This is a genomic window from Caulobacter sp. FG7, assembly GCF_057808875.1.
Genome location: NZ_JBMDIW010000030.1, coordinates 1 through 12,745 on the forward strand (window position 1 = coordinate 1; position 12,745 = coordinate 12,745).

At 71.2% G+C, this 12,745-nt stretch carries 12 protein-coding genes; 3 read left to right on the top strand and 9 right to left on the bottom strand.

Translation table 11 applies throughout. The annotated features are described in order from the left end of the window. Positions 1 to 124 precede the first annotated feature (124 nt). Complete coding sequence (locus ACODR1_RS20380) at positions 125 to 451, bottom strand: YnfA family protein (RefSeq protein ID WP_488882086.1); 327 nt, start codon at positions 449 to 451, stop codon at positions 125 to 127. A gap of 10 nt (positions 452 to 461) precedes the next feature. Then, complete coding sequence (locus tag ACODR1_RS20385) at positions 462 to 1,190, bottom strand: ATP12 family chaperone protein (RefSeq protein ID WP_488882087.1); 729 nt, start codon at positions 1,188 to 1,190, stop codon at positions 462 to 464. A 96-nt stretch (positions 1,191 to 1,286) separates the two neighbouring features. Here ACODR1_RS20385 and ACODR1_RS20390 point away from each other — a divergent pair, with 96 nt between their 5' ends. Both ACODR1_RS20390 and ACODR1_RS20395 read left to right on the top strand, forming a co-directional pair. Then, complete coding sequence (locus ACODR1_RS20390) at positions 1,287 to 2,726, top strand: DUF1800 domain-containing protein (RefSeq protein ID WP_488882088.1); 1,440 nt, start codon at positions 1,287 to 1,289, stop codon at positions 2,724 to 2,726. After that, positions 2,723 to 3,979, top strand: a complete 1,257-nt coding sequence (locus ACODR1_RS20395) for a DUF1501 domain-containing protein (protein WP_488882089.1) — start codon at positions 2,723 to 2,725, stop codon at positions 3,977 to 3,979. Before ACODR1_RS20390 ends, ACODR1_RS20395 begins: the two co-directional genes overlap by 4 nt. A gap of 125 nt (positions 3,980 to 4,104) precedes the next feature. Here the strand turns inward: ACODR1_RS20395 and ACODR1_RS20400 are convergent, their stop codons facing one another. From ACODR1_RS20400 to crcB, 3 genes are read right to left on the bottom strand one after another with little or no spacing between them, the layout of a single operon-like run. Continuing rightward, positions 4,105 to 5,595 carry a 2OG-Fe(II) oxygenase family protein gene (locus ACODR1_RS20400; RefSeq protein WP_488882090.1) on the bottom strand — a complete coding sequence of 497 codons (1,491 nt, stop codon included), beginning with the start codon at positions 5,593 to 5,595 and terminating at the stop codon, positions 4,105 to 4,107. Continuing rightward, positions 5,592 to 6,581: an RluA family pseudouridine synthase gene (locus tag ACODR1_RS20405; protein ID WP_101719263.1), complete on the bottom strand. Its 990-nt coding sequence runs from the start codon at positions 6,579 to 6,581 to the stop codon at positions 5,592 to 5,594. The genes ACODR1_RS20400 and ACODR1_RS20405 overlap by 4 nt, the downstream gene beginning before the upstream one ends. Continuing rightward, the gene (gene crcB, locus ACODR1_RS20410) at positions 6,578 to 6,964 is read right to left on the bottom strand and encodes a fluoride efflux transporter CrcB (protein ID WP_488882091.1); all 387 of its coding nucleotides are present in this window, start codon (positions 6,962 to 6,964) and stop codon (positions 6,578 to 6,580) included. The genes ACODR1_RS20405 and crcB overlap by 4 nt, the downstream gene beginning before the upstream one ends. 256 nt (positions 6,965 to 7,220) lie before the next feature. Here crcB and ACODR1_RS20415 point away from each other — a divergent pair, with 256 nt between their 5' ends. Beyond that, complete coding sequence (locus ACODR1_RS20415) at positions 7,221 to 8,453, top strand: hypothetical protein (RefSeq protein ID WP_488882092.1); 1,233 nt, start codon at positions 7,221 to 7,223, stop codon at positions 8,451 to 8,453. Between the two features lie 124 nt (positions 8,454 to 8,577). On the opposite strand, the gene ACODR1_RS20420 is transcribed toward ACODR1_RS20415, so the two are convergent. The 4 genes from ACODR1_RS20420 to ACODR1_RS20435 all read right to left on the bottom strand — a co-directional run bounded on the left by ACODR1_RS20420 (position 8,578) and on the right by ACODR1_RS20435 (position 12,710). After that, complete coding sequence (locus tag ACODR1_RS20420; RefSeq protein ID WP_488882093.1) at positions 8,578 to 9,075, bottom strand: CC0125/CC1285 family lipoprotein; 498 nt, start codon at positions 9,073 to 9,075, stop codon at positions 8,578 to 8,580. A gap of 38 nt (positions 9,076 to 9,113) precedes the next feature. Further along, positions 9,114 to 9,899, bottom strand: coding sequence for an RluA family pseudouridine synthase (locus tag ACODR1_RS20425; RefSeq protein ID WP_101719259.1), 786 nt, complete (start codon positions 9,897 to 9,899; stop codon positions 9,114 to 9,116). A gap of 5 nt (positions 9,900 to 9,904) precedes the next feature. After that, on the bottom strand, positions 9,905 to 11,206 hold the full coding sequence (locus ACODR1_RS20430; protein ID WP_488882094.1) for a replication-associated recombination protein A: 1,302 nt from the start codon (positions 11,204 to 11,206) through the stop codon (positions 9,905 to 9,907). Between the two features lie 67 nt (positions 11,207 to 11,273). Beyond that, a complete protein-coding gene (locus tag ACODR1_RS20435; RefSeq protein ID WP_488882095.1) occupies positions 11,274 to 12,710 on the bottom strand; it encodes a Do family serine endopeptidase in 1,437 nt (478 codons plus the stop codon). Positions 12,711 to 12,745 lie beyond the last annotated feature (35 nt).

Consider the following 12,745-nt stretch of genomic DNA (forward strand, 5'->3'; position numbering starts at 1 on the left):
CGGCGCGGGCCTGTTCACGACGCCGCTCCAGCTCTTCCAGGATGTGTTGCAAGGTCTTCGGCTCCAAGCAGGGACTGGACCCAAAGGCGTAAAGAGCCCCGGCGGGGCTGGCAAGGTGAAGCCGTCAGGCGGCCCGCGGGCCAAACAGGATGATCGCCGCGCCCGCCAGGCACACGGCCATGCCGATCAGGTCCCAGCGATCAGGGCGGACCTGCTCGACCGTCCGCATCCAGACGATGGACGACAGGATGTAGATGCCGCCGTAGGCCGCGAAGGCTCGCCCGGCCGCCTCGGCCTCGACGCGGGTGAGCAGCCAGGCGAAGGCGACCAGGGCCAGGACGCCGGGGATGGTCCACAGCGCCGAGCGGCCCTGCCGCAGCCAGGCCCAGAAGGCGAAGCAGCCGCCGATCTCGCAGACCGCCGCCAGGACGTAGACCAGCGCGCTCTTCACTCGCCGGGCCTCAGCGGCGAAGGGCGGCGAACCACCGCTCGAGCACGGCCGCCTCGATGGCCAGGTTGGCGGCGCGGGTGACGGCCTCGTGGTCGTCGCCCCACTGCTCGGCCTGGTAGATCTCGTCCAGGCGCGACAGGTCCAGCGCCTTCTGGCCGGTGACGCGGCCGGCGCGCAGGGCCAGCGCCAGGACCGTGGAGCCGAACAGGCCCGCGGCATAGGCCACGCCCGCCAGGCTGTAGTCGTCCAGCGTCAGGGCCAGGGCCTCGACCGCCGCCAGGGTGGCCGGCGGCTGCGGGGCGTGGATGATGCCGGTGACCGGCTCCAGCGCCACGCCATGCTCGGCCCTGGCCCAGTCCAGGATCGCGCCCCACTCGCGGTCCTGGCGCTCGACCAGGGGCGTGGGGCCATCGGCGCGGTAGCAGAGCAGGTCGGAACCGGCATAGGCGGCGACCTCGCGGGCTACTTCCGCCCTCGTCTCGGCGATGCGGTCGATGGCGGTGAAGGCCAGGCGCGTGGCCGGCATGGCCGTGGAGTCGATGACCTTTTCCTGGGCCTCCCATTCGTCGGCGACGACCTTCGCCAGCGCCAGGGTCGGCAGGGCCAGCGGCCTCTTCTGCGGCGACTTGGGCGTGCGGCCGTCCAGCAGCACCGGATAGAGGCCGTCCTTGGCGTCGCCGGCGGTCGCGGCCTTGTAGAAGCGGCGCGGCTTTTCGATCAGGTCAGGCTTGTCGGACACGGGAACGGCTCATTTTCACGGGAAGCTGGCGACGGACTTGCGCGCCACGTGCGTTGAATGGTCGATCGGACGCCATATCGCAAGGGAGAGCCCGGCTTGAGCCTGCCGTCCAAGGACATGATGGCCGCCATCGCCGCCACCCGCTTCGGCCTGGGCGCGCGGCCCGGCGAAATCGAGGCGGCGCGGAGCGATCCGCGCGGCTTCCTCGCAGACCAGGTCCGCCGCGAGGGCGCGGACATCCCAAAGGACGACGGCGAGAGCGCGCCCGTGCGCTACGCCGCCTTCGCCGATCTTCGGCAGGAGCGCCGCGCCGCCCGCCAGGAGGCCAGGATGGTCGCCGGCGACGACATGAAGCCGATCCCGCTGGTCGACGCCCCCGGCGCGAACGCCAAGTCCGAGGCGCAGAGGGACGTCCAGCGCTACATCCGCCAGAAGACCACCGGCGACTTCCTGGCCCGCGCCCAGCTGGCGGCCGATACCGAGGCGGCCTTCCGCGAGCGCTGGGCGCTGTTCTTCGCTAACCACTTCACGGTCTCGCAGACCAAGCAGGCCGCCTCGATCGTGATCGGCCCGTTCGAGCGCGAGGCCATCCGCCCGCACGCCTTCGGCCGTTTCGAGGACATGCTGCTGGCGGCCAGCACCCACGCGGCCATGCTGACCTATCTGGACCAGGCACAGTCGGTGGGGCCAGGCAGCCCCGCCGCCCGTTACCAGACGCGCAAGGGCCGGCGGACCGGGCTGAACGAGAACCTGGCGCGCGAGATCCTGGAGCTGCACACGGTCGGCGTCGACGCCGGCTACAGCCAGGCCGACGTCACCGAATTCGCCCGCGCCCTGACCGGCTTCAGCATCGGCCGCGCCCAGGATCCCGACATCGGCGCCTTCGTGTTCCGCGCCAACACCCACGAGCCGGGCGCCCGCTCGATCCTCGGCAAGGCCTACGCGCAGGGCGGCGAGGACCAGGGCCTGTCGGTGCTGAGGGCCCTGGCGGCCGATCCGCGCACGGCCCGTCATGTCTGCGGCAAGATCGCCCGCCACTTCGTCGCCGACGATCCGCCGCCGGCCCTGGTCAAGCGGCTGGAGACGCGCTGGATCGAGACCGGCGGCCAGCTCGGCGAGGTGGCCAAGGCGCTGATCGCCGCGCCGGAGGCCTGGGACCCGACCCCGGCCAAGATCAAGACGCCGTACGAGTTCGTGATCTCGACCTGGCGCGCCGTCGGCGGACGGCCCGCGTCCTTCGAGCGGCTGAACCCGATCCTGACCAGCCTCGGCCAGAAGCCGTTCTATCCGCCCTCGCCCAAGGGCTGGCCCGACGAGGCCGGCGCCTGGGCCTCGCCCGACGGCCTGGTCAAGCGCATGCAGTGGACGCAGGGGTTCGCCGCCGCCGTGGCCGACACCCGCGATCCCGACGACCTGGCCCGCTCCGCGCTGGGCGCTCGGCTCAGCGAGCCCACGGCCCGCGCCGTCGCCCGCGCCGAAACCCGCCGTGAAGCCTTCGCCCTCCTGGTGATGAGTCCGGAGTTCCAACGCCGATGACCGACCGCTCCCCCTCGCCTTCCCGCCGCTCGTTCCTGGCCGCCGCCGCCAGCCTGGGCGTGGCCGTCAGCTTCGTCGGCCGCCAGGCCCAAGCCGCCGACGGCGCCAAGAAACTGGTGGTCGTGGTCTGTCGCGGCGGCATGGACGGCCTGTCGGTGGCCCCGCCGATCGGCGACCCCGGCTACGCGGCCCTGCGCGGTGCCATCGCGATCAAGCCGGAAGAGGCGCTGAAGCTGGACGAAACCTTCGCCCTGCATCCGTCGCTGACCAGCGTCCACGCCCTTGCGAAACAGGGCCAGGCCCGGATCGCCCCGGCCATCGCCACCCCCGACCGCGCCCGCTCGCACTTCGAGGCCCAGGACGTGCTGGAGACCGGCGAGGCCAAGGTCTACGGCGCCGACAGCGGCTGGCTGAACCGCACGCTGGAAGTGATGGGACCCGGCAAGACCGAGGCCCTGTCGGTCGGGACCACCGCCCCGCTGATCCTGCGCGGCAAGGTCCAGGCCGCCAGCTGGTCGCCGGGCAAGGGGCTGGACGAGGCCGCGCGCCTGCCCACCCTGCTGCAGGACCTCTACAAGGGCGACCCGCTGCTGGGTCCGGCCTTCGCCCGCGGGCTGGAGACCGAGGCCATGGCTCAGGCGGCGATGACGGCCCTGTCGCCGGGGCCGGCGGCGCAGAGCGGCATGATGATGGCCTCGACGCCCGCCATGAACCAGCCCGGCGGCCGTCCCGCCGACAATCGCCAGGGCCGCGAGGCCGCCCGCAAGCTGGGTTCGACCCTGGCCGGCTTCATGCGCCAGGCCGACGGCCCACAGATCGCCGCCCTGTCGCTGGACGGCTTCGACACCCATGCCGGCCAGGTCGGCCAGATCGCCACGCGCCTGACCTATCTGGACGCCGTGCTGGGCGGCCTGCACGAGGGCCTGGGGCCGGAATGGAAGAATACGGTGGTCGTGGCCGTCACCGAGTTCGGCCGCACCGCCCGCGCCAACGGCACCGGCGGCACCGACCATGGCACCGGCTCGACCGCCCTGGTCCTGGGCGGCGCGCTCAAGCGCGGCGGGATCATCGGCGACTGGCCGACGTTGTCGGAAACGGCCCTGTTCGAGAACCGCGACCTGGCCCCCACGCTGGACATGCGCGGCCTGTTCAAGGGCGTGCTGATCGACCACCTGGGCGTGGATCGGGCGGACGTGGAGAAGAAGGTGTTCGTGGACAGCGCCGGGGCGAAAGCGGTGACGGGGTTGGTTTGACAAAACAACCGTAAAATCCCCGCGGAAGCGGGGACCCAGGAGTTTTATCGTCGAGCGCCGAGGGTTTCAGAAAAAGCCTGGGTCCCCGCTTTCGCGGGGATTTTACGGAAGAAGGAATCCGGGGATCACCCCGGAACCGCGTCGAAGGCCATGGTCAGGCGGCGCGTGTCGCCGGTGAACGGCACGGTGCCGTGCCACATGTAGGACGGGAACAGCACCAGCGTGCCCGGCGCGGGCTTGACGGCATGCTCGGCCGCCAGCTTCGGCGCGGTCGCGCAGCCGGGCTGGCCGAACTTGATCCAGCCTTCGCGCTTGCCTTCGTCGTCCACGCCCGACGGCAGGTCGATGTAGAAGGCCGACGACACCCAGCCCTGCGGATGGACGTGGTCGGTGTGGAAGCCGTTGGGCTTGAGGCTGACCGACCAGCCGCCCTGCACCACCGCCTTGCCGGTGCGGCGGATGCGCAAGGGATCGCTTCCCTCGCCGATCTCGGCGGCGTAGCGCTCGACGGTGGCGCGGGCGCTGGCGAAGAAGGCCTGGAAGATCGGCTCTCGCGAGGTGTGCAGCGACTGCACCTGGGCGCCGCCGCGCAGCGACTGCTGCAACGGGTGGGTCTCCAGGTCGTGCATCTGCCCCAGGCGCTTGCGCAGGTCCACCAGAAAGCTCGCCAGATCGCTCCACCCCTGCGGCGTCGGCAGGGTGTAGGGCCGCACGAAGGCGTCGTAGTCGTAGAGCGCGCCGTAGCGGGGATCGCCGAGGATCCGCCAGGCCAGCGCCTGCAGCGACAGGGCGTGCTGGTCGTACGGAAAAGCCTGCAGCACCGAGCCCGCCACCGACGAGGCCCCGGCCGCGTCGCCAGCGGCCAGCAGGGCCTCGGCCAGGCTCTTGAGCACGGGCGCGGCGCCCGGCGCCAGGCGCGCGGCGGCCTGGGCATGGGCCAGACCCTGCGCCGTATCGTCCAGTTCGGCGGCGGCGTGGGCCGCCGTGACCAGCAGGTGCAGGTCGTTCGGGTGACGACGCAGGCCAAGCCGCAGGGTGTCCAGCGCCTGGGGCAAGCGGCCGGCGAACTCCTCGACCAGGGCCTGCACGTGCAGCAGCCGCGGATCGGACTGCCGCGCCAGGGCCGCCTTCAGCGGCGAGAGCGCGTGATCGAGATCGGCGGTGCGCATCCAGCGCAGCTGGGCGAGATCCCGATGAGCGTCGACGAAGTTGGGACGACGGGCGATCGCATCCTGGAAGATCGCCTCGGCCTCGTCGTAGCGGTGCTGGAATTGCACGGCGCGGGCCAACACCAGCCGGGCTTCGGGCGCCTCGAGGCCCAGCGAGATGGCCTTGCGGACCGCCGCTTCGGCCTCGGCCTGGCGGCCAAGATCGCCGTTGGTGGCGGCCAGATTGTACCAGGCCAGCCGGTCTTGCGGAGCGCCCCGGGCGGCCCGCTCGTTGAACGGCAGGGCCTCGGCGTGACGGCCCACGCCCTTCAGCGCCGCCGCGTGGACGATCAGCAGGCCCGGCATGGCCGTCGGCCGCGCCGCGCCGGCCGCCGTCAGGACGACCGCCTGCTCGGCCTGGCCGCGGCCGAGCAGGTCCCAGGCTTGCTGGACCAGGCCTTGGTTCATCGCCGCTTGGTCTGGCGGCGGGCGAACGGATCCTGGTCGGCCTCGTCCTCGGTGAAGCCGAACTTGGCGAAGCCGGCCTTCATCTCGGTGCTGAGCGGCGCCTCGACGTGCAGCATGCCCGCGCTCGGGTGCGGCAGCAGGATCGAGCGGGCGTGCAGCTGCAGCTTCAGCCCTTCCGAAAGCTGGGCCGACTTCTCGTCGCCGTACTTGGGGTCGCCCAGGATCGGGTGGCCGATAGCCTTCATGTGGGCGCGCAGCTGGTGGGTGCGGCCGGTGTGCGGGCGCAGGGCCATCCAGGTGACGCGCGGGCCGGCGCGGCTGATGGTGACGAACTCGGTCTCGGCCGGCGAGGCGTCCTTGTCCTTGGGATCGGCGGGAACGACGATCTCGCGGTCGTTGAGGCCGCGCTTGGCCAGGTGCAGCTCGATGACGCCTTCCAGCGGGTGCGGGTTGCCCGCGACGATCGCCCAGTAGGTCTTCTGCGCCTTACGCTTGGCGAAGGCGCCCGACAGGCGCGCGGCGGCGCTGGGCGTCTTGCCCAGCAGCAGCACGCCGGAGGTGTCGCGGTCGAGGCGGTGGACCAGGCGCGGGCGGTCGACGCCCTCGCCCCAAGCGCTGAGCAGCTTGTCGATATGGTGGGTGGTCTTGGTGCCGCCCTGCACGGCCAGGCCCGCGGGCTTGTTCAGCGCCAGGACGTCCTCGTCCTCGTACAGCACCAGCGAGCGGGCGTAGGCGATGTCGCGCGCCGACAGCTTGCCCTTCTCGGAGGGATCGGGCGCGTCGGGCAGCGGCGGCACGCGGATCTGGCTGCCGGCCGCCAGCTTGGTGTCGGCCTTGGCGCGCGAGCCGTCGACCCGGACCTGGCCCGAGCGGAACAGCTTGTTGAGCTGGATATGGTTCAGGTGCGGCCAGCGGCGCTTGAACCAACGGTCGAGGCGAACCCCGTCCTCGCCGCCATCGACGTAGAGGGTGCGGACTTCCTTCATGCGGCGAACATCCTGCGGGCAAGCATAAGGCCCGCGAAAAGGGCCGACAGCGCCAGAAGCACGCTGACGGCGGTGTAGGTCAGGGCCGAGCCGTAGGCGCGCTTCTCGATCATCAGCGCGGTCTCCAGCGAAAAGGCCGAAAAGGTGGTGAAGCCCCCGAGCACGCCGGTGGCCAGCAGCACGCGGAAGGTCTCCTGCTGCCCGGCCGAACGGAACGCCAGCCAGCCCGTGACGACTCCCATCAGGAAACCGCCGACGATGTTGACGGTCAGCGTGCCCCAGGGCCAGCCCGGACCGATCCAGCGCAGCGCGGCCATGCCCACCAGATAGCGGGCGACGGAGCCGGCGGCGCCGCCCACGGCGACGAGAAGCACCTTGTTCATGGGCCCCTTATGCGCCGAGCGGCGCCGAACGCCAAGGCCGGGGCGAGCAAGGCGGTCGATGCGTCGCAAGGGTGATGCGCCCGCGCCCGTCCCCCGCGATCCCGCAGCGCACAAAATTAACGCCCCGAAACCAGAAAGAGCCTTTTCCGACAAGGTTTTGCCGAAAGGGTAAAGCTCACCTCAACCCTGTTCCTGCACGGCGGGTTAACGGCGGCGGGCGCAACCTAGGGGCTCCACTCGCGAATCCCACGGTCAGATGCCCGCCTCCCTGCCCCCCAAGGACGACACGACCGAACGCCTGGCCCTGCCGCCGGCGATGCTGAACCGCCTGGCCGGGTCGGACCTGGTCGGCCGCGGCGCGGTGAACGTCATCAGCATCAAGGCCGTCCGCCGCTGGGCCGGCGACTGGTGGGAGCAGAAGCGCACCGACGTCTGGACCTATGTCGAGCGCAAGCTGAACGAGCACCTGGATCGCGCCGACCTGCGCGGCCGGGTCAGCGAGGACGACTTCCTGATCGCTACGCACAACGACCAGGGCCTGTCGGCGCAGGCCGCCAGCGTTCGCATCCTCGAGGACGTGCTGTCCCACCTGCTGGGCGCGGCCGAGCTGCGCGACATCGGCGTGCGCTCGGTGATCGGCATTGAGGCCGGCGGCGTCGTCTGCCGCCCGATCGATCCGGCTGTGGTGCTGGCCGCCCGGGCTCGCCGCGACTCCGAACGCTCGCCGTTCCGCACCGATATCGACGTCAGCGACGAGATGCGCCGCACCCCGGTGGCCTTCACCACCAGCGGCGGCGCGGCCCTGCGCGTGGACTTCGCGCTCGAGCACGTCATCGGCCTGCGCCGCAACGTCACTACCGCCATCCGGGTCGAGCCGATCGTCACCCACCTGGGCACCGGCCGCTCGATCAGCGGCCGCGCGATCACCAAGCTGGCCGACAAGGACATCGCCTTCATCGACGAGGCGACGCTGCGCTACGGCGCGGCCTTCGCCAAGGCGGCCCAAGGCAACGAAAAGCCCGAACTGGTGCTGCCGGCCTCGTTCCGCACCCTGGGCACCCAGCGCGGCCGCGACCTCCTGACCGGCACCTCGGGCCTGTCGCTGGCCCTGCTGCGCGGCGGCGTGATGATCGAGCTGGTGGACGTCACCCGCGGCACGCCCGCCGGGCGCCTGCTGGAAGTGGTCGGCCTGCTGAAGGCCCTGACCCGCGGCGTCATCGCCCGCGTGCCGCCCGACAAGGAAGCCTTCAAGCACCTGCGCGACGCGCGCCTGGCCGGCCTGACGCTGGACGCCTGCGACCTGGGCGGCCCAGCCGAGAAGATCGCCATGGACATCATGGCCTTCGGCCGCGAGGCCCGGGGCCTGGCGCCGATGGTCAGCCTGCAGGGCCTGCCGGCGGAAGGTTACTTCGCCGCCGCCGAGACCGCCGGCCTGACCCACGCCTCGCTGCGGGCCACGCACCCCTACGCGGCGCGCAACGCGGCTTGATCACGGGCTGAGCGTGGTCCTCGTCCTTCGACAAGCTCAGGATGAGGACCAAGGTCAAACGCCTGGACGATAGAGAAACCTCACACTGAGCCTGTCGAAGGGCGAGGTTTCCGCCCCTTAGGTCTCAGACGCGGCCCATGCCCTTGCCGATGGTGTTGACGACGCTCTGGGCGTCGTAGGCCTCGCCCGGCGGGCGCGGTCCCTTGCCGAACACGACTTCCAGCGTGGTGCTGAGCGCGGGCTTGGGGCCGAGGTTGAAGCTCGTGCCCACGCCCAGGCCCACGGCCGAGCGACGGCCATAGCTGCCCGAACCGCCGCCGACCGAGAAGGTGGGGCCGCCCCCTCCCCCGGTCGACTGGGTGACGCGGTCGGCGACGCGGAACCAGGAATAGCCGTCGGCCAGGGCCAACTCGGCCGCCCGCAGCAGGGCGTAATCGGTCACCTGCCCCACCGGCGCGCCAGAGCCGCCGCGGAAGGTCACGCGATAGCGGCCGTCCTCCATCTTGTATTGGGTGAAGCCAACGTCGGTGGCGTTGGCCTGCGGGCGGTAGATGGTGGGCTGGGCGGTGGCGCAGGCCCCGAGGATGAGGGCGCAGGCGACAAGCGCGAGCGGAGTCTTCATGGCGTTTCTCCCTTGCCTCTCAAACGGCCCGGCCAAGTTCAGCGTTCCGGCAGCGCCAAGTCCAGCCTTTCCAGCACGGCCTTGAAGTCGTCGGGCAGCGGGGCCTCGATGCGCAGTTCGTCGCCTTCGGGATGAGGGAACACCAGCCGGGCGGCGTGCAGCATCAGGCGCGGCACGGGCGCGCCGGCCAGCATCAGCGTTCCGCCATAGCGGCTGTCGCCGGCGATCGGCCGGCCGATCGAGGCCATGTGGACGCGCAGCTGGTGCATGCGGCCGGTGTCGGGGCTCAGCTCCACGAGCGCGGCCTGGCCGTTGGCCGCCAGGGTGCGATAGCGGCTGCGGGCGGCCTCGGCGTCGGGATGGTCGGGTTCGCAGACCCGCATATAGGCCTCGCGGCCGATCGACTCGCGACGCAGCGGGCTGTCGATCCGGCCGCCGCGCGGCTCGGGCGCGCCGGGCGCGACGATGGCCAGGTAGGTCTTGCGGAAGCGCTTGCCCATCAGGGCCTTGCCCAGGAAGGTCGCCGCCGGCTTGGTGCGGGCCGTGAGGATCACGCCCGAGGTGTCACGGTCCAGGCGATGGATCAGGCGCGGACGCGGCCGGTCGCGCCGGGCCAGGGCCCACAGCAGGTCGTCCAGGGTGTGGGCCTTGATCCGGCCGCCCTGGCTGGACAGGCCAGCAGGCTTGTTCAGCACGAAGACGCTGTCGTCCTCGTGGATCACCAGCGAGCGCGTGAACGCGACCTCGTCGGGCGTCAGTTCGATCGGGGTGTCGGAAGCCTTGGGCTTGGGAGCGGCGGGCGGACGGCGGGGCGGCTTGGACATCGCCGTCACTTACCGCCCCGACGCAGCTGGCTCCAGTGGTCAAGACGCTCCTTGACCTTGGCTTCGGCGCCGATCGGCTTTGGCTCGTAGAATTTCGGACGGGCCATGCCGTCCGGAAAGTAGTTCTGGCCCGAGACGCCGCCTTCGACGTCGTGATCGTAGGCGTAGCCGTCGCCATAGCCGAGGGTCTTCATCAGCTTGGTCGGCGCGTTGAGGATGTGGGCCGGCGGCGTCAGGCTGCCGGTCTCCTTGGCGGCGCGGCGGGCGGCCTTGTAGGCGGTGTAGACGGCGTTGGACTTCGGCGCGCTGGCCATGTGCACCACGGCTTGGGCCAGGGCCAGCTCGCCTTCCGGGCTGCCCAGGAAGTCGTAGGCGTCCTTGGCGGCCGTGGTCAGCAGCAAGCTCAGCGGATCGGCCGCGCCGATATCTTCCGAGGCCATACGCACCAGGCGGCGGGCGATGAACAGCGGATCCTCGCCGCCCTCGAGCATCCGCGCCAGCCAGTAGAGGGCCGCGTCGGGATCGGAGCCGCGCACCGACTTATGCAGGGCCGAGATGAGGTTGTAGTGCTCCTCCCGGTCCTTGTCGTAGGCGGGGCGGCGCTTCTGGAGCAGCTGGCCCAGCTGGGTGGGATTGAGCGGCGTGTCCGTGCCGATCGACAGCAGGGTCTCGGTCAGGGTCAGCAGGTAGCGGCCGTCGCCGTCGGCCATGGCGATCAGCACCTGGCGAGCCTCTGCGTCGACGGGCAGCTTGCGGTTCTCGGCCGCTTCGGCCTTGGCCAGCAAGGCCTCCAGCGAAGCCTCGTCCAGGCGCTTGAGCACGAACACCTGACAGCGCGACAAGAGCGCGCCGTTGAGCTCGAAGGACGGGTTCTCGGTCGTGGCGCCGACGAGGGTGACGATCCCCTCCTCCACGAACGGCAGGAAGCCGTCCTGCTGGGCGCGGTTGAAGCGGTGGATCTCGTCGACGAACAGCAGCGTCGACTGCCCCGACTGGCGACGCATGCGGGCCTGCTCGAAGGCCTTCTTCAGGTCGGCGACGCCCGAAAAGACGGCCGAGATCTGCATGAACTCATAGCCGCCGGCCTTGGCCAGCAGTCGGGCGATGGTGGTCTTGCCGGTGCCGGGCGGGCCCCAGAGGATCATCGAGGCCAGGCGATGGGCGGCCGCCATGCGGCCGATCGGGCCGTCGGGGCCGAGCAGATGCTCCTGGCCCACGACCTCGTCGAGGCTTTGGGGACGCAGGCGGTCGGCCAGCGGCGCGGGCGCGTGGGGCGCGATGCCGGCGGCTTGGAAGAGATCGGACATGGGTGGAGATTTAGGGGGTTCCGCGCTCAGCGGAAACCCTCTCCCCGAAGGGAGAGGGTCGAAGGCGTCAGGTGCGGAAGCGCGCGGCGATGCGCTGGCCGTTGCGCTCGATGACGACGTTCCAGGTGGCTGCGTCGCCGCGGGTGGCGGCGGCCAGGTCGGCCGTGGTGTTGATGGCCTTGCCATTGACCTCGCGCACGAAGTCGCCGGGACGCAGGCCGGCGTTCAGGGCGAACCCCTGGCCGACCTTGGTGACCAGCACGCCCTTGCCGGCGAAGGCGTCGGCGCCGACGTCCTGGGCGGCTGCGGGCGACAGGTTCATCACCGTCGCCCCGTCGAAGGGGTTGCGGCCGCTGATCGTGCGCTCGTCCTTGGCCGGGACTTCAGGGGCGGCTTCGGCGCGGATGGTCAGGGTCTGCTCTCGGTCGCCGCGGCGGATCACCACCGGCACGCGGTCGCCGATCTTGTGGGTGCCGATGGCGAAGGCGCCGCCGCCCTCGTCGTTCACCGCCTGGCCGTCGATCGACAGGATGACATCGCCTTCCCTGATGCCGCCCTTGTCGGCCGAGGCGCCGGGATAGACGTCGGAGACCAGCACCCCGCGCGGGGTGGTCATGCCCAGGCTCTTGGCCAGGTCGCCGGTGACCGGCTGGCCGCGCACGCCCAGCCACGGCCGCACGACGCTGTGGGCGCCGCCGAGCGCAGTCGACACCACCTGCTTCACCACGGCCGCCGGGATGGCGAAGCCGACGCCGCTGGACGAGCCCGAACGCGAGATAATGAAGGTGTTCACCCCGATCAGATCACCGTCCATGTCGACCAGCGGACCACCCGAGTTGCCCGGATTGATGGCCGCGTCGGTCTGGATGTAGCTGCCGAACTCGGCCGCGCCGACGTCGGTGCGGGCCAGGGCCGAGACGATGCCGTTGGTCACGGTCTGGCCGACGCCGAACGGGTTGCCCATGGCCAGCACCAGATCGCCGACCTCCAGCTGTTCCTGGTCGTCGATGGCGATGGTCGGCAGGCGCTCGCCCTTGGTGTCGATCTTCAGGACCGCGAGGTCCGAGCGCGGGTCGTCGAGCAACACAGTGGCCGGGAACTCGCGCCGGTCGGCGAGCTGCACGGTGATGTCGCTCATGTTCTCGATGTTGTGGTGGTTGGTGATGATCACCCCGTCGGCGCGGACGATGGCGCCCGACCCCAGCGAGCCCTGCACCTGAGCGCGCGGCGTGCCGCCGCCGCCGCCCATGAAGAAGTCCCAGAACGGGTCGCGCGACTGCTGGCGCTGCACCACGCGGCGGCTGGCGACATTGACGATGGCCGGGGCCGTCTTCTTCACCACCGGGGCGAAGGACGACTTCATCGAGCCCGGATCTGTGGGCGCCTTGCGGGTGGGCTGGGCGAGTTCCGGGATGGACTGGGCCTGGCTGCGCGAGGCCGGATCCGAGCAGGCGGCCAGCAGGGCCAGGGTCGGAAGCAGGACGCGAAGGGCGGGCTTGGACAAGTCGATGGCTCCGTCAGATCTTGCGGCGCGCCCGG